Below are 16,448 nucleotides of genomic sequence, written 5' to 3' on the forward strand. Positions count from 1 at the left end.
TTAAGCAGTTAATTTTGTAAAAACACAATCCTAGCGGCGAGTATCTAAGTAACGCTGCAATACTTTACGCAAAGTTTCGGCCTTAGTGCCGTAAACCACCTGCACACCTTTGCCCATAACGATCACGCCCTTAGCACCCAACTGACTCAAACGCACCTTATTGACTAACTCAGGCTTGTGCACGCTCAAGCGTAACCGTGTCAAACAGGCATTCAGCTCAACAATATTGTCACGCCCACCAAGCGCCGCAATAATCGCCCGTAAACTTTCTTTAGGTCCTTTACTGTCGTTATGCTCAAGCCTGCCGGGCGTTTTCAAATTAAATGCTAAAATACTCAACCTAAACAACAGGTAATATATGATGGCGGTCAAAGGTCCGAGGAAAATAAACCAGCTGGCATTACGGGACAATGGAAATAGCAGCGTAAAGTCCACCAGCCCTTGGGAGAATACTATGCTGTGGTGAATATCCAGCATAATACAGACAAAATAAGCGAGCCCAGTGAGTAAGGCGTGAATAATAAATAGAATCGGCGCCACAAACATAAAAGCAAATTCGATAGGTTCAGTCACCCCAGTTAACCAACTTGCCGCCCCCGCCGAGAGCATAATACCCGCCACGCGATTCCGCTCTGAGGGATCTGCGCAGCGCCACATTGCCAGTGCAGCCGCCGGTAATCCCCACATTTTAATCAGATAACCACCGGCAAGGTTTCCTGCCTGCGGATCGCCCGCTAAATAGCGCGCCACCTCACCACGAACGACTTCATGCCCCAATAACTGATATTGGCCCACCTCTAAGTAAAAAGGCGCATTCCAAATATGATGTAAGCCAAGGGGAATAAGTAACCGCTCTAATGCGCCATAAACGCCAAAGGCGATGGCGGGTTTTTGATAAACCGCCCAGTCGGATACGAGCTCAATCAATAAAGCTAAGGGTGGCCACACATGGGCGAGTACATAACCTAGGCTCATCGCTAGGGGAATAATAAGTAAAGATGCACTGCGACGTCCCTCGAAGAAAGAGAAAATCGCAGGCAAGCGAATATATTGACTCCAACGGACTGCGAGGCAAGTGATACCACCGAGCATCATGCCACCTGCAATTCCAGTATCTAAGGTATCCATTCCTAATAAAGGTTGGGTTGGAAGTCGATACAAATCGGCCAGTGCGGCTAACGTCGCCGTCATCACCCCATAACCAAACACTGCCGAAAAGGCGGCAATGCCTTGATCGCGACAAAAACCAATAGCGACAGCCACGGCAAATAACATCGGCATAATGGCGAAAATGAGTTTGCCCACCGCCAGCATCAGCACTGTCAGCTCTTCGGGCATAAAAGGAATCGGACTAACAGTTAAGCCGAGCATAACCCCAGCGGCGGGTAAAATGGCAATAGGAATAAGCAGCGCTTGGCTTAAGCGCTGGGCAAATTTAAACCACTGTAGATTGACGAAACTACCTAAGCGACGAGCTCGGTTTTGACGACTTGATTCCAGCGTTCTAGCCATTTTATCGCTTCAACCTCAGGTTCCATGGTTTCACAGGCATCAATTTCGAGTAATTCCACCAGCGGCTTAGCGCCAAGTTCACTCAAGAGTGCATCTACAGACTTACCTGCACCGCAGAAAGTCTCATAACTTGAATCACCTAGAGCTATCACACTGTATCTAAGCTCAGGTAAATAGGGTGCTAGATGTTTAAGATTATGATACCAAGACTGAATATCATCGGGTAAGTCCCCTTGTCCGGTCGTCGAAGTCACCACCACTAACAATTCATCCTGAGGAGGAATAAAGCTTGCTACCTCATTAGGTTGCCACAATGTGACATCATAACCTAAAACTTGCATTTCTTTCTCTAGGGTTTCAGCGGCAAATTGTGCACTACCATATACAGTGCCAAACACCAGATTCACGTTTTTCATGATACACTCCACATCGCGTTGCAAACCTTATTAGGCTGACCTTACTTTATTGTTCAGCGTATGAGCAAGCTAAGGCGCAAATTTTTTATAAATCAAGCCATTGAGCGTGAGAAAATATCTAATGCGACAGTCCACCCGCCAAAAACACCTCAAGCAGCACCACAAAACAACCCATATTCGACGTAAAAACTACTTCCACTCCGCCCAGCAAAATCTCATATTGCCACTTGCACTCACGTCTGGATTCTCAACCTTAGCCGTTATGATGCAAGAGCTGCGGCCACAAACAGCACAAACGCCACAACTCCTCGATTAAGCAATCCACCTCGTTTTAAATTCGATGACTTTAGTTTCAATAACAAAACAAAGTGAATGCTCTTAATTTTATTCACGCGGCTAAGTTGATATCACCATATCAAGCATTGGCCGCTTGCTGTTCACGCCTCTTGGGCGATGAATAACTCTGCTTGCTGACTCAAGGTCGCCTCATCCCAACCTAGCTCGGCAAACACAGTTTCCCACTCGGACTCAAGCTCGGTTTCTATGCTGAGCCGAGTTTGAGTTATTGGATGTGTAAAGGTGAGTTTTTTTGCGATAAGCCACAGGCGATTAATACTGAAATGCTCACGAAAAAATGCATTTTGCTTACCATCGCCATGGGTGGTATCACCGACGATGGGGTGGCGTAAATGTGCCATATGCCTTCTGAGCTGATGCTTACGCCCCGTTTTAGGACTCAAGCGTACCAGTGCGAATCGGCTAGTGGGATATCGGCCTGACTGATACGGAATTTCAGTATTGAGTAACGGCTCATACGCCGTCACAGCCTCCTGCGCGGCTTTGTTAGGATCGGCATTCTTATCGCCTAATTCATCCAACTCAACCTTAAGCGCATAATCTAAAACACCGCTCTCATGCATATTACCGCGCACTAAAGCCAGATATTGTTTTTCAACCGTATGGGAGGCAAATTGCTCACACAGAGCATTGGCCACTTCACTACTCTTGGCAAACAAGAGCACGCCGGATGTCGGCCTGTCGAGACGATGTACAGGAAACACATGACAGCCCACTAAGTCACGGGTCAGCTGCATGGCAAAAAATCGCTCCCGACGCGCTAAATAACTGCGGTGGACCAATAAGCCTGCGGGTTTATGAATTGCCACTAAATGCTCATCTTCATAAAGAATTTCAATCTCAGGCGCCTGCTCTTCTGAATCATCCTCTTGGGATACATTCACTGCATTTTCAGGCGTTTCAAGCCAGATATCATCTTGATTCATTTAACAACATATCCAATTCATTCAATAGGCTAATTAAAGTTTGGCGCGGTGGCATATCCAGCCAAACATGTTCAGCCATAGGGGCAATCGCAATTTGAGTCGGCAATGGCGCCCCCGTTTCGATTAAAGTCTGCATTCTAGGCAGCAAAATAAACTGCAGCCACTGCTCAAGGGGCATAAGATCACAGGCAAAAGGTGCTGTGCTTGCCATTGCAGCGGCAGAAGGCGCTTGCTCAGACCACAACTCGGCCGCTTGCAGCGCGTGGGTAATCTGAGCCAATTTAGCTTGGGTTTGACTGTATAACATAGCTTTCAGATCCATTCTCATGTTAGCCCTGTGTGATTCAAGAACTCCCCACAATTCACTGGCCGAATAGGTCGATTAAAGTGCCGCAATCATACCATCCAGACGCACTTCCCCCTATAATGGCGCCAATTTATTGAGCCTCTTTGATTGATATGGCAGCCAAATGACTGAAATTACAACTTTAAGCCAGTTTTTAACCACAGCCAAAACCCAGTTCCAAGTGTATGATCTTGGCCGTAGGGTGCAACATATTGATATGCTCGCATTTCACCAAATCGAATCTCTGTTAGCCCCTTATCCTTATCCCATTCAAGGGCATGCACAATTTGCTATCGTCTTTTGGGATGCGAGTCAGCAACACTTTATTTGGTTTCTAAAACTGGCGTTAGATGAGCAAGGATTACTGTCGCCTGCACCGCGCTCACAATTTATCGAAATGATATTAGCGGCATTAGGGCAAGATCCCACTCAGCCACTTAGTGATGAGCAGCAAGAACGACTCGCAAATAATCCGTTTAACTTCAAGCCAAGCCAGGAAAAACTGGCCGTATTTAACGCACTCGTTCGTAAACAACTTGGCCAACGCGCTTCATCACAATACGAGTTTGCCGTGCAATATCTGTCAGGCCAAGTAGCCCCATCACAGTGGCAACATATTGGAATGCAAGGCATAGCCGATGTGTGTGTACGCACAAAAGAATTTGATCATGAGCAGCACTTGGTATCGAGTTTTGATACAGCCGCCATCGAAGTGCAAATCGCCCTATGTCAATGTCTTGAACACTTACTGCTTAGCGACACACTCGCCGATAAGATTCTCGCGAAATTTCAAGACGCAGCGCCAGAGCACCAAGCCTATTTCCTTCGCGCTTTGGCTTCTAGCGCCAAACACAGCCAAAAAGCGTTTGCGCATCTACACGGCCAATCCTCTTTAGATACCAATGCCCTCATCAGCATTGCCGGACGTAACTGGTCGGTATTAAAACAAGATTCAAGTCGCAGTCTTTACTTAGAAGCTCTGGCACTGCAGCCCCAAGCCTTTTTTAATCAGGTCTTTGCTGATATTGTGGCTATTCCTAGTTTGCGCAATCAACTACTAGGCGAATTAAGAAATCCCAATCGAAGTGTTCAACTATCACAAGCCATAGGTGGTTTGTTTAAGGCAGCTAGCAAATGATGTCAGATTTACTGTTAATTATTGGCCTCGTCGTGATTGCCGCATTCTTTTGGCAACTACGCCAAATGGCAGAGTTGAGCCGTATTTTTGCCGAAAAAGAATGTTGGCGACAAAAAGTTCAACTGTTAGCCATTGCCATGGAAACTGCCCGCCCTAGCATTGGCGGCACGACGGGGATCTGCTGGAAGGCGAAATATTTATTTGAATTCAGCACCGACGGCATTAACCAATACCGTGGCCATATTTGGATGCAAGGCAAGAAAATTCAAAAGATTGAATGGCCTATCTTCCCTGAGCCTGAATGGCATGAAGCCCCAACGTCACAGGGTAAGTTTGGCGGGTGTGGTACGCAAAGTGGTTGCAACTCAGGCAAATGCCATTAAGCTTTTATCGACAATGTTGGCTCAAATAAAATGTGAGCCAACATAGAGAGCAAGACATCATTCTTTTTTATCGTAAATACGGCTAAAAAATAACTCACTGTAAAAGTTAAAAAAGAAAGGGCGCGGCCCTAAAGCCACGCCCTCCTATTCTCTGTTAAACTATCCCGCTATTTTTGTGCTCCCTGCACCATCCATGCGTCAATCTGCGTCCTGCTTCATCCCTGCTCAATCCTTGAGGTCCTTGTACTCATGTACTTCCCTATCTCTTGGTCATCCAGTTCCAAGCTTGCTCTTTCCTGAGCGGTTCCATCATCATCCATGAAACGGGTATTGCATCCATTCAATTTCAATTGCACTCCCTGTGCCATTGCCATCCTATGCAATGAGTCTATCAATCCTTGATAGTCTCCCTTCCTTGGCATTGGCTCTCTTTCATCCTGAAAGGCCTATATCCCTATCTTTCCTTAAGTCACATTCCTTAGTCACTGTTCGATCATCCTGATCGCCAACATCCTGTTGCCCGCAATTCCTCCTACAAGATGAATTCTACGCCAACCAACGAAAGTACTCATTGTGGATTATTTAAAATGTTAACGAAGATGGTGAGTTCAACTGACAAAAAATAGACTAACTTACTGATGTAAATGAAAATAATAACCAGCCCCAAGACATAACCACCCTTTAGACTTACAAATTACTTACATATTTGTAAGAGATCTCTTACACGGAGGATGGCAATTCGAATCAAAAGTAAGCAAGTACTAGATTTTCTCCCTTGACGACCTTGTGCATAAACCACTAGCTTCAAAGTTAAACAAGCATTCCGACGCATCACCGGCAAAGAGAACACAGAGAATAAATCATTTAGCAATAAGAGAAGTAAGACTGGTAAACATGTTTTACGGCAAGATGTCTTTAAGCAGCGTTAAGATAAAGTCTGTGTGAATAGCGTTATAGCTTGGCAAAGCCAGATTAATGCTGAAAATGAACCAAAGAAAAGGGCGCAACTAAAGTGCGCCCCATTTATCCTTTGTAAGCCGTCCTGCTCGATTTGTGCTCCCTGCACCATCCATGCGTCTGCTTGCGTCCTGCGTCGTCCCTGTAATCCCTTTTCGTCCCTGTGTGTCAAACTTACGTGAGATAACACTCAGTCCCTTGACCTGTAAATCCTTTCTACAGAGCCTGTCATTTCCTATGACGTATTCCTATTGCATCCTGCAAAATTTATTTTCCATAGATTAGTACAAGCTGTTCACCCTTATACTTTATCCTTATCTCGACACATCCTGTTTCGAGTTCATGCTTAATCCTTAAGCGTGTCCTGTATTCTTCCTGAAATTCATCATCCTGACGATACAAATCACTGTCCCTAATCATCCTTGAAAAGCAATCTTGCTTTTCCTTAGCCTATCCGAGGCGAATGACAGTTTTCCTACCGTCAGCGATTTCAACCTTGAAATCTTAATTCGTTGCTTCTTGCGTCCCTTTGGCCTGTTTCGCTTTCCTTGCTATCCATTTGCTTTGGCCATGAGTGAATTCTACGTTAACCCTAACGTTTTTGTTCGGCTCAAAGAACGGACTACAAAATTAATTACGGACCAACCAAAGAAAAATAAATACAACCCAATGATTCTATTTAAAATTAAATACTGCAGGACAAAAAACAATCAAAAAGAAAACATTATGTCCTACAACGTTTGTAAGCGATCTCTCACACGGGCATGGGCATCTCACTCGGGCAATTTTTTTAACGTTTAAAAAAGCGGCGGATCATCTGAGCAAACATCACCCAATCTGCCATCAAACTGTAAAAGGGATACTGAAATGTCGCGGGTCGATTCTTCTCAAATACGAAGTGTCCCACCCACGCAAAACCGTAGCCAACAATAGGAATAAACCAACATAGCCACCAGGCTTGTGAAACCAAGGCAATGCCAATCAGCAGCAGAACTAAACAACTGCCAACAAAGTGTAATTGCCGACAAGTCGGGTGCTGGTGTTGGGATAAATAGAAAGGATAAAAATCGGCGAAACGTTTATAAGAGTTAGTCATCTTGTTGAACCGAATAGAATAAAAGCTGGCCATGGACACTGCCAATACTCAGCTCGCCTATGGATACAAAGTCATGCTGAGTAAACAGTTGCAAGTGGTTCTCCTGAGCGATAAACACACCAATGCCATCCAAATCAGGCTGCTCATCACACCAACTCACCACAGCTTGCACTAACTTATGTCCAAGTCCTTTGTGCTGTTCATTTGGTGCAAGAGCAATAAACTGCAAAATACCGCAGTGCTTACTGGGTAAAAGTTCAATAATACTGGACTCTTTGTTCATTAGTGCTTGAGTCGATTGCCAACCTGTACCTAACAACATCTTTAAGCGCCAATGCCAATAACGCCCTTCCCCTAAAGGCACTTCTTGAGTAACTACACAGGCTAACCCAAAGAGTCTTTCATGGTCGAATAAACCAATGAGGGCTTGTTTTTGTTGCCATAACGTATTGAGTTCTTCCCTAATTGCGGCGCGCAATTTTTGCTCATAAGCGGCTTTGTCTGAGGTAAAGAGTGAATCGACAAAAAAAGGATCATCATGGTAAGCGTTATAGAGAATAGAAGCGGCAATGCGTAAGTCTTCCGCTGTCAAATAGACTGCACGGCAGTCCTCCAGAATTTCATTGTCCATCGTTAGCATTCCTTGACTTAGCTCACACTTTTTATGCGTAACTGTTAATCTACCAAGGAAACTAAAAAGTGCAAATTTTAATCATAGATTGCATTTTTCAATCAGGCGCTTACTCTAAACGAAGGCACTATACTGAAAAGGAAATAATGATGGATACAACTCCAGTAGACTTAAGCCACTTGTTTGAGCAACTCGGTTTAGACAGTAGCGAAGAGGCCATAGCGCAGTTTATTGCAACCCATGATATCGACCATCACATCCATTTAAGCCAAGCGCCCTTTTGGACCCCTGCCCAAAAGAGCTTTATCATTGAAGGTTTAGAAGCCGATGCCCTCTGGACTGAGCCCATTGAGCAATTAGACACTCAGCTACGTAAACGATAAGACTCGTTGGTTCAGATTTTACCGTAAGCCGTTTCACCCCAACCCACTAAGGCATTGTTGCTCAGCACGATAGGCGTGCATTCATCCTTAGTGGTTTTTCCATCGCCATTATTACGCTGGGTACGATAAAACAACACTAAGACTTCTTTATTGGCTTCACCTTGTTGAGCACTTTGTTGAATATAGGCTTCACTAAAATCAGCGGTGCCCATTAAGATCATCACTTGGTCTTTAGGCATGCCTAAGCTCAGTTTGGTTAAGTTAGTGCGATTTTTATCCTGCACTTTCTCCCAAGATTCGCTGCTATCCCAGCCCGATTCTCCATCACCGACATTGACCACGCAGCCGCTAAGACCTAAGCTTGCGAGCCCTAAAAAAGTGATGGCGATAAGTTTGTTATTCAATTTATGGTTCATCATGTGACATCCTGTGTAATTATTATTGAAGCTTAAAAAATGGTATTTCGGCTGGACAATAAGCAAAATAAATGCCACAAGACAACACATTGTTTTTAAATGAAAAAAATAATTATTATTTTAAAATTGGTTTAAACAATTCAACAAATTAAGGAATTTTGCTAATTATGAGTCCCCTTGACCAAGTATTAGCGGCCGCACGTTCGCTCGAAGCCTGCGGTAAAGTACCGAGCCTTGCCTTAATTAAAACCCGTTTAGGTAGTAGCCTACCTTTACCTATATTGATCCAAGGCTTACAGCAATTTAAATCTATGCCTAAGGCGGATCGCGAGCGTTTAGCTGAGTTGCAAACTATCAGCCCTACAATTGACACTCCCGCAACTAACGATACCTTAACCCTTGCAGTGCTCGCCGAGCGCCTGCAGATACAACAGGCGTATTTTGAACGTCATGCTGAGCAGCAAAAAACAGAAATAATGCAATTAAAAAACGAACTGCTTGAACTTAAACAACGCATCAACTTATTAGAAATCCAAGGAAAAACAGCTTAATGTTTGTTACTGAACTGCGCTTCGAATGCTTCGCCGACACCACGATATCTGCCGCCGAGAAGGCCATTAATCAGCTCCTTGAAGCCTATCGAGCTAATGGCCAAATCTTAGGACGAGAATTTGCGGTCGCCTTTAATGACGGTGAGTTTAGAGTGCGTTTATTGATGCCAGAGAAAAGCAGTTTAGCGCACAAATATCACAGCCCTTGGGTCAAAAAAGCCTTAGTAGAATTAACCGACGCTAAACTACTCGCGCCGCGGGAAAAGTTTATTGGTCAGGATATCAATTCTGAAGTAAGTAATACCGAAACACCCAGCTGGCAACTGCTATACACCAGTTTTGTGCATATGTGCTCGCCCCTACGCAGCGGCGACAATTTATTGCCCATTCCCCTGTACCGTATACCCGCAACCTTTAATGGCGATCATAAACGTATTATCCGTTGGCAGAGCGAATGGCAAGCCTGCGACGAGCTGCAAATGGCAGCGGCCACTAAGGCAGAATTTGCCGCGCTAGAGGAATTATCGAGTCCTGACAGTGATTTATTTCGCAGAGGTTGGGATTTGCGCGGTCGTATCGAATATCTCACTCAGATCCCGACCTATTACTACTTATATCGCGTTGGCGGCCAAGATTTAGCCACAGAAAAAACGCGACCTTGCCCACGTTGTGGCAGTCATGATTGGAAACTCGATGAACCTTTATTGGATATGTTCCATTTTCGCTGCGAGCCTTGCCGCATAGTGTCGAATCTGTCTTGGGATCATCAATAACATCTGTTTATCCCCTTGCAAAACTCAACCTAAGATAAGCCACGCTTAGGTTGAGTTAATACTTAGGTTGAGAATAAAAATGTCGATCACAGAAGTTAACGTTTACCGAAAAGGTTTTGCCACATACGTTTAAAACTGGCGAAAATACCAGGATGTTCTAATGCGGGCATAGGTAGTTCTTCATGTTTAACGGGTGGTGCTATCCGTGGCGATAATGCTTCGATAAACGCAGTCAAACTCGAGGACAATTGCTCAGATTGCACTTCACCAGGGATTTCAATCCATACGCTACCATCACTGTTATTGATGGTGAGCATTTTATCTCCCTCATCTAACAGACCGATAAACCAAGTCGGTGACTGCTTCAGTTTTTTCTTCATCATCAGATGACCAATCAAGTTTTGTTGCAGGCAGTTAAAATCGTCATCATTCCAGACTTGCAGTAACTCCCCAGTGCCCCACTTAGAGTCAAATAATACTGGGGCGGAGAAATAATGACCGTAAAAATCATTGATCTCTGGCCATAAAGTTAACTCCAGTGCATGCTCTACATTGGCGAAACTGCCTTCAACTTTGCGTTTCACTGGCTGCCAAGAAACGGCCTGTTCAAGATCCGGTTGAAATTCGCCTTGAATACACACAGAAGGCTCACCCTGTGGGTAATAACGCGGTAGTTCACCTAAACTCGTTAAGTAAGCTTGATGATAGTTTTGCAAAAATTTATCGAGTGCGGGCAGACAAGACACTTAAGCACAATCCAATTTCAGGTATAATGTGCGCCTATTTTGACATGGAAACAGTATTGATGACACAGAATCACGATCCCTATAGTGATGCGCAAGCGCTTGTTGGCCTGACTTTAGGTAAAGCCACCGACTACCAAGCCGAGTATGATGCGTCGCTGCTGCAAGGGGTTCCACGCTCACTAAACCGTAATGCTATTGCACTCACTGGGACGTTACCGTTTCATGGTGCCGATATCTGGACGGGTTATGAGCTGTCTTGGTTAAATGCCAAAGGTAAGCCTATGGTGGCCATAGCTGAATTTCATTTAAGCTATGAAAGCCTGAATCTGATTGAGTCGAAATCGTTCAAACTGTATCTCAATAGCTTTAATCAAACCAAGTTTGATAGCCTAGATTCACTGCAAAAAACCTTAGTGCAAGACTTAAGTCAGTGTGCTCAAGGTGATGTTAGCGTTAAGATTATCGAGCCCAAAAGCTTTGGTATTCAGCGTATTATTGAGTTGCCTGGCACTTGTATTGACGATCTCGATATTGAAGTCAGCGATTATAGTTTTAATCCTGATTACTTAGTTAACAGTACAGACGATAAGCAAACGGTCGCGGAAACGCTTAATTCAAACCTGCTGAAATCCAACTGTTTGATCACTTCGCAACCCGATTGGGGCAGCGTGATGATCCGTTATCAAGGCCCTAAAATCGATCGCGAGAAACTGCTGCGCTATTTGATTTCTTTCCGCCAACATAACGAATTCCACGAGCAATGTGTCGAGCGAATTTTCGTCGATTTAAAACGTTTCTGTCATTGCACTAAATTGACGGTTTACGCCCGCTACACGCGTCGCGGTGGTTTAGATATCAACCCTTATCGCAGTGACTTCGAGCAACCTGGTGAAAGCCACAGACTCGCAAGACAGTAATGACCTTCCTAGGCGATTAGATTAACAATCTGAGATAGAAAATAAGGTTTAAAAACTGCAACAAAGCTCTGAATCGCTAGCCCTAGCTGCTCGCTAGATTCAGAGCTTTTTTATTCACAGTGTTTGCACTCGCATTGAGCAATAAACGCCGTAGCCATTGGTGGCTCGGGTTTTGGGTATATTTACTGCTCCACACCATATACAAATCAATTGGCCGAGTTTTCAGGGGCATAGGTAAAATCTGTAAGCCGAACATCTCAGCGTACTGACTGGCGTACCGCAAAGGCGCTATGCCTATCGCCTCACTTTTGCCGACAGTTGCAAACATACTCAATAAAGATGATTGCTCACTGTACATTTTGCGCCTTGGTAACACGCCTTCGGTAAACAAATCCCCTGCAGTCAAATTAAAACGCCGCATATTTAAAAAGACGTGTTTCTCCTCAAAATACTGCCCATGGGTGATAGCACCTTGAATACGAGGATGCTGCCGACTGGCGATACAAACTAAATTTTCGGTAAAGAGCAATTTGCTCGAGAGCAAACTTTGCTGCGCGGGCTTAATGTCTATGGCAACGGCGACCCGCTCAAGCAAAATATCGCGATATAGCTCATCCTCCTGCGGCGGTGACTCGCGGAAAATGACTTCAATATCCGCATTCTGTAACAAAGCCTGCACGCCTGATTGCAGCGCTTCGATAACCGACTCATTAGCATATACATAAAAACGCCGCTGGCTCGAGGTGGGATCAAAATGCTCAAACCCCAACAATACGGTTTCAATATCCGCCATGGGCTGCTCAAATTTACGGTACATCTCCCGTGCCACCGCCGTTGGCTCAATTCCCCGTCCAACTCGATTAAACAGCGACTCCCCGACCCAAGCCCTGAACCGACTTATCGCATTACTCACGGAAGACTGAGTTAAATCTAACTCCTGTGCCGCTTGGGTGAATGAACGAGTACGGTAAACCACCATAAACACGCGTAATAAATTTAAATCTAATGGCTTTCGTGTCGGCATAAGGGAGTGCACTCATTCACTATATGAATATTACAACCCAAGCTAACTCGAGTTATCTAAATACACAAGCTGGCTATACTCAAACCATCAACGACACTATCCCACTTTTTGGTAGGTAAAATAATGCAAAAATCTTTGATGACAATGAGTATTATCGCCAGCTTCTCTTTAAGCGCCGTGGCTGCTGAACACGAGCATGAACATATCAGCCTGCACTATCAGGGAAAGCCTGCCACCGAGCAAACCATTGCGGTAAACAAAGCCTCAGCAGCAAGCCTTAATTTTGCCGATAAAAAAGCCTTTGAAGAGTTTTCTAAAAATCTTATTGCTGAACTAGATGAACCAACAGCAGCCATTTTACGTGCCGATTTCAGCTTTATTGGCGACAAAACCCCAGACACAGTAAACCCTTCACTTTATCGCCAAGCCCAGTTGAATATGGTGTCTAACGGCTTATACAAGGTCACAGATGGCATTTATCAAGTGCGTGGCACAGACTTATCGAACTTAACCCTTATCCGCGGTAAAACGGGTTGGATCCTTTATGACGTGCTGCTGACCAAAGAAGCGGCAAAATTATCCCTCGAATTTGCGCTAAAACACTTGCCAGAGGGCAATAACTTACCCGTAGTCGCAATGATTTATTCCCACAGTCATGGAGATCATTTTGGCGGCTCCCGCGCCATCAAAGACATGTTCCCAAACGTCAAAGTCTATGGTTCCAATAACATCACCAAAGAAATTGTCGACGAAAACGTGCTTGCCGGTAATGCCATGAGCCGCCGCGCCGCCTATCAATACGGCGCAACATTAGAGCGAAACGATCAAGGCATTGTCGATGCCGCACTTGCTAAGGGATTATCCAAAGGCGAAGTGACCTACGTTAAACCCGATGTCACCTTAAATGCCAAAGACAAGTGGGAAACACTCACCATTGATGGTATCGACATGGTGTTTATGGATGCCTCAGGCACAGAAGCCGCCTCGGAAATGGCCACCTATATTCCCTCAATGAAAGCATTGTGGACCGCAGAGCTCACCTTCCACGGCATGCACAACATTTATACCTTACGCGGGGCAAAAGTTCGAGATGCGATAAAATGGTCTAAGGATATCAACGAATTACTGACTCATTTTGGTAATGATGCACAGGTTATATTCACTGCCCACTCAGCCCCCGTATTTGGCAATACTGATATAAACCAATACTTAAGAATGCAAAGGGATAACTATGGCCTAGTGCATAATCAAACCCTGCGTTTAGCCAATAATGGCGTGGGTATTCAAGATATTGGCGATGCGATTCAAACCACTATCCCTAAGGCTGTGCGCGATACTTGGTACACCAATGGTTACCATGGCACCTACAGCCATAATGCCAAAGCCGTGTACAACATGTACCTTGGCTATTTCGATATGAATCCCGCCAACTTAAACCCACTACCGACAAAAGATGAAGCGACGAAATTTGTGGAGTATATGGGCGGTGCCAAAGCCGTAGTGAAACACGCCAAAGCCGACTATGCCCAAGGCGAGTACCGTTTTGTGGCCACCGCACTCAATAAAGTCGTGATGGCAGAACCTAATAACAAAGAGGCAAGACAATTACTTGCCGATACCTATGAGCAACTGGGTTATCAAGCCGAAGGGGCTGGCTGGCGCAACATTTACCTCACTGGCGCCCAAGAGTTACGCGTAGGCATTCAACCCGGCGCGCCTAAATCGGCCTCTGCAGATATTTTAGGAGAAATGGACATATCGACCCTATTTGACTTCCTCGCCGTAAAAGTCGATAGCCTCAAAGCTGCTGAACTTGGGCTAATCAGGCTTAATGTGATTAACCCCGACACCCAAGAAACGCTCTATGTTGAACTAAGTAACGGTAATTTAAGCAATATTAAGGTTGATAAACCGATGGAGGCCGATGCCAATCTTTATATTGATAAACGCTATATTACGGGGATTTTACTCGGAAAAGTCACACTTAAAGAGTTACTGGCTAAGGGTACTGCCAAGTTAGAAGGTGATAAAGATGCCTTCGGTAAGATAGCGTCGACCTTAGTAAAGTTCGATGAAAGCTTTGAAATCGTCCCACTACCAAGCACGAAATAACCAAATCAACGCCCTGAACCTTCAGGGCGTTTTTATGGAAAAATCACACTAGCACTAACCATTCTGACACTTGGCGAGTCGTGTTCTGTAAGCAAGAGTGAAGTACGGATAGCCATTTGCACGACATGTTCTCTCGTGCAATCTTTAAAGGCCAGATTAAAGTAAGAAAATTAATTCGCAGACTCTGGCGTTGGGACTGAAGTTTTGCACTCAAGCAATAACTGCTGAAAATGCGCGCCTAAGTCTTGCTGGGCAAATTGCTCGCTCGCGGTCACCATTTGCTTAAGGCTTTGTAAGGCTTGATCTAAACCTTGTTGCTCGATAAGACTTTTAGCATAAGCCGCCGCATCGGCGCCCTTTTGTAACAAGCTCGCGACCTGATCAAAACTGATGTCTTGCTCCATTACTTTCTGTAAGTCACCCAGCAGTTCTGCCACCTTAGCAGACTCCACCAGCGAGCCTTCAACATTGACTAACTTACCCAGCGGATCTTGGCTGAGTTTTTCAGCCACACAGGCCGAAACTGTGCCTGCTGCCGCGCTTTGAGCCACAACATCTAAGCCATTGGCACGAATTTGCTCAACCACTTGCTGCAACTGTGGATCTTGGGCTAACCAAGCCTGCTCCAATTGCTGCTTTTCATCGCCACCAAAATAACCACAACCAGATAGCAACACCATCATAGTGGCAGGTATTAGGCACTTAATCCGTTTCATTGTTAAACCTCATTTATTTCATTCAAATTCAAAATATTATGGGCGTGACTATACCCAGCAATGTTTAACTGAAGATGAATAAGACAAGTTAACCATAATCGGCAAGTAAGGCTTCTATGTTGCTCAGTTGCGCCGTTAGCATTATGGAAATCTCGGTGTTACCAGCATGCCCTAAGCTCACGGCAAAACGGTATTCCTCGGTCAAACGCCCAAAATAGGTTTGCCAATACAATGAACTTGCATCAATGGTTTGCAGCGGGATATTAGGATAGACACTCAGCAAAGGCGCCACACCATAGAACGGCATCAACGCTGCATCTTGGCATCTAAGCTCAACCGATCCAGCCACCAATTGATCGAATGGCTTAAGATCAAAGCCGAAGGATTTAAGCGACTGCGCTAAACCTAGGCCAGTCGCCTTGATATAAGACTCCTTTAACGCCCATAAATCGAAAAAGCGCTGCCGCTGACTCGCTTCATCGACAAGGGTCAACAAAGCCGCAGTTTCTTGGGCGGAAAAATAATGATTTAGGATTGGATAGATATCCGTCTTCGGCCGCGATCTTTCAATATCGACCCCAAATAAACCAGACTCAACACCATGAAACTGAGTCACACCAATCAATAACCAATCGCCGCTATGGCTTAGGTTAAACTCAAGCCCCGTTTGCTGTTGCAATTTTGCCGTTAAACTCGGCTTACCCTTAGCGCCATATTCAAAACACCACTCGTGTGGCGATAAATCAGCATAGCGAGATAACACGGCCCGCAACGCTGCCCTGACCTGTAATCCCTTCATTTGCGCCTTGGGATCGCGATAACGCGCGACCTTAGCGAGTTCATCATCACTTAACCAAGACTGAGCGAGTGATGTTTGCGGCAATGAAATATCGCTCAGAGGAATAAAAAATAGATCCACATTCACGCCGTTTTTGCTAGATGTTCTGGAGTCGGTCATTTGAGGGCCTTGCAGGACAAAGCCTTGCGGCTGATGGTTATCATTGTCTGGCTTTTGGGAGAGCACTTAGCAACATTCTTATCTCGGTAT

General features: G+C 45.0%; 19 protein-coding genes. 8 read left to right on the forward strand and 11 right to left on the reverse strand.

Annotation, left to right across the window (positions count from 1 at the left end; translation table 11 throughout):
• Positions 1-30: 30 nt before the first annotated feature.
• Together L5M10_RS02030 and L5M10_RS02035 are read right to left on the reverse strand one after the other, a co-directional pair.
• The gene (locus L5M10_RS02030) at positions 31-1,512 is read right to left on the reverse strand and encodes a PTS transporter subunit EIIC (RefSeq protein ID WP_263211520.1); all 1,482 of its coding nucleotides are present in this window, start codon (positions 1,510-1,512) and stop codon (positions 31-33) included.
• On the reverse strand, positions 1,464-1,928 hold the full coding sequence (locus tag L5M10_RS02035; protein WP_263211522.1) for a flavodoxin: 465 nt from the start codon (positions 1,926-1,928) through the stop codon (positions 1,464-1,466). The genes L5M10_RS02030 and L5M10_RS02035 overlap by 49 nt, the downstream gene beginning before the upstream one ends.
• 121 nt (positions 1,929-2,049) lie before the next feature.
• Between L5M10_RS02035 and L5M10_RS02040 the strand changes: the two genes are divergently transcribed.
• A complete protein-coding gene (locus L5M10_RS02040) occupies positions 2,050-2,244 on the forward strand; it encodes a hypothetical protein (protein ID WP_131523808.1) in 195 nt (64 codons plus the stop codon).
• Between the two features lie 121 nt (positions 2,245-2,365).
• Here the strand turns inward: L5M10_RS02040 and truC are convergent, their stop codons facing one another.
• Both truC and L5M10_RS02050 read right to left on the reverse strand, forming a co-directional pair.
• The gene (truC, locus tag L5M10_RS02045) at positions 2,366-3,211 is read right to left on the reverse strand and encodes a tRNA pseudouridine(65) synthase TruC (RefSeq protein WP_263254762.1); all 846 of its coding nucleotides are present in this window, start codon (positions 3,209-3,211) and stop codon (positions 2,366-2,368) included.
• A complete protein-coding gene (locus L5M10_RS02050; protein WP_028760615.1) occupies positions 3,198-3,518 on the reverse strand; it encodes a YqcC family protein in 321 nt (106 codons plus the stop codon). Before L5M10_RS02050 ends, truC begins: the two co-directional genes overlap by 14 nt.
• Positions 3,519-3,681: 163 nt before the next feature.
• Between L5M10_RS02050 and L5M10_RS02055 the strand changes: the two genes are divergently transcribed.
• Entirely contained in the window at positions 3,682-4,695 is a 1,014-nt protein-coding gene (locus L5M10_RS02055; RefSeq protein ID WP_263254763.1) for a DUF3549 family protein, read from the forward strand.
• Positions 4,692-5,078, forward strand: coding sequence for a DUF3301 domain-containing protein (locus tag L5M10_RS02060; RefSeq protein ID WP_105249728.1), 387 nt, complete (start codon positions 4,692-4,694; stop codon positions 5,076-5,078). The genes L5M10_RS02055 and L5M10_RS02060 overlap by 4 nt, the downstream gene beginning before the upstream one ends.
• Before the next feature lie 1,747 nt (positions 5,079-6,825).
• Here L5M10_RS02060 and L5M10_RS02065 read toward each other — a convergent pair.
• Together L5M10_RS02065 and L5M10_RS02070 are read right to left on the reverse strand one after the other, a co-directional pair.
• Positions 6,826-7,131, reverse strand: a complete 306-nt coding sequence (locus L5M10_RS02065) for a DUF962 domain-containing protein (RefSeq protein ID WP_105249730.1) — start codon at positions 7,129-7,131, stop codon at positions 6,826-6,828.
• On the reverse strand, positions 7,124-7,762 hold the full coding sequence (locus L5M10_RS02070; RefSeq protein WP_028760619.1) for a GNAT family N-acetyltransferase: 639 nt from the start codon (positions 7,760-7,762) through the stop codon (positions 7,124-7,126). Before L5M10_RS02070 ends, L5M10_RS02065 begins: the two co-directional genes overlap by 8 nt.
• A 149-nt stretch (positions 7,763-7,911) precedes the next feature.
• On the opposite strand from L5M10_RS02070, the gene L5M10_RS02075 reads away from it, so the two are divergent.
• On the forward strand, positions 7,912-8,145 hold the full coding sequence (locus L5M10_RS02075; RefSeq protein ID WP_263254785.1) for a DUF2789 domain-containing protein: 234 nt from the start codon (positions 7,912-7,914) through the stop codon (positions 8,143-8,145).
• Positions 8,146-8,156: 11 nt separating this feature from the next.
• On the opposite strand, the gene L5M10_RS02080 is transcribed toward L5M10_RS02075, so the two are convergent.
• Positions 8,157-8,564 carry a DUF3192 domain-containing protein gene (locus L5M10_RS02080; RefSeq protein WP_028760621.1) on the reverse strand — a complete coding sequence of 136 codons (408 nt, stop codon included), beginning with the start codon at positions 8,562-8,564 and terminating at the stop codon, positions 8,157-8,159.
• Between the two features lie 164 nt (positions 8,565-8,728).
• Between L5M10_RS02080 and L5M10_RS02085 the strand changes: the two genes are divergently transcribed.
• A complete protein-coding gene (locus tag L5M10_RS02085; RefSeq protein ID WP_263254764.1) occupies positions 8,729-9,112 on the forward strand; it encodes a hypothetical protein in 384 nt (127 codons plus the stop codon).
• The gene (locus L5M10_RS02090; RefSeq protein WP_105249732.1) at positions 9,112-9,885 is read left to right on the forward strand and encodes a Zn-ribbon-containing protein; all 774 of its coding nucleotides are present in this window, start codon (positions 9,112-9,114) and stop codon (positions 9,883-9,885) included. The genes L5M10_RS02085 and L5M10_RS02090 overlap by 1 nt, the downstream gene beginning before the upstream one ends.
• A gap of 95 nt (positions 9,886-9,980) precedes the next feature.
• Here L5M10_RS02090 and syd read toward each other — a convergent pair whose 3' ends face one another.
• Entirely contained in the window at positions 9,981-10,631 is a 651-nt protein-coding gene (gene syd, locus L5M10_RS02095) for a SecY-interacting protein (RefSeq protein WP_028760624.1), read from the reverse strand.
• A gap of 59 nt (positions 10,632-10,690) precedes the next feature.
• Between syd and queF the strand changes: the two genes are divergently transcribed.
• Positions 10,691-11,548: an NADPH-dependent 7-cyano-7-deazaguanine reductase QueF gene (gene queF, locus L5M10_RS02100; protein ID WP_105249734.1), complete on the forward strand. Its 858-nt coding sequence runs from the start codon at positions 10,691-10,693 to the stop codon at positions 11,546-11,548.
• Positions 11,549-11,630: 82 nt separating this feature from the next.
• Here the strand turns inward: queF and L5M10_RS02105 are convergent, their stop codons facing one another.
• Positions 11,631-12,572, reverse strand: coding sequence for a LysR family transcriptional regulator (locus L5M10_RS02105; RefSeq protein ID WP_263254765.1), 942 nt, complete (start codon positions 12,570-12,572; stop codon positions 11,631-11,633).
• A 123-nt stretch (positions 12,573-12,695) separates the two neighbouring features.
• Here L5M10_RS02105 and L5M10_RS02110 point away from each other — a divergent pair, with 123 nt between their 5' ends.
• Complete coding sequence (locus L5M10_RS02110) at positions 12,696-14,684, forward strand: alkyl/aryl-sulfatase (RefSeq protein WP_263254766.1); 1,989 nt, start codon at positions 12,696-12,698, stop codon at positions 14,682-14,684.
• A 170-nt stretch (positions 14,685-14,854) separates the two neighbouring features.
• Here the strand turns inward: L5M10_RS02110 and L5M10_RS02115 are convergent, their stop codons facing one another.
• Together L5M10_RS02115 and L5M10_RS02120 are read right to left on the reverse strand one after the other, a co-directional pair.
• Positions 14,855-15,400, reverse strand: coding sequence for a hypothetical protein (locus L5M10_RS02115; RefSeq protein ID WP_105249737.1), 546 nt, complete (start codon positions 15,398-15,400; stop codon positions 14,855-14,857).
• 88 nt (positions 15,401-15,488) lie between these two features.
• Positions 15,489-16,358 carry a 4'-phosphopantetheinyl transferase family protein gene (locus L5M10_RS02120; protein ID WP_317629615.1) on the reverse strand — a complete coding sequence of 290 codons (870 nt, stop codon included), beginning with the start codon at positions 16,356-16,358 and terminating at the stop codon, positions 15,489-15,491.
• Between the last annotated feature and the right edge of the window lie 90 nt (positions 16,359-16,448).

This window comes from Shewanella sp. SM32 (assembly GCF_025654235.1).
Taxonomy (GTDB): Bacteria; Pseudomonadota; Gammaproteobacteria; order Enterobacterales; family Shewanellaceae; genus Shewanella; species Shewanella oncorhynchi.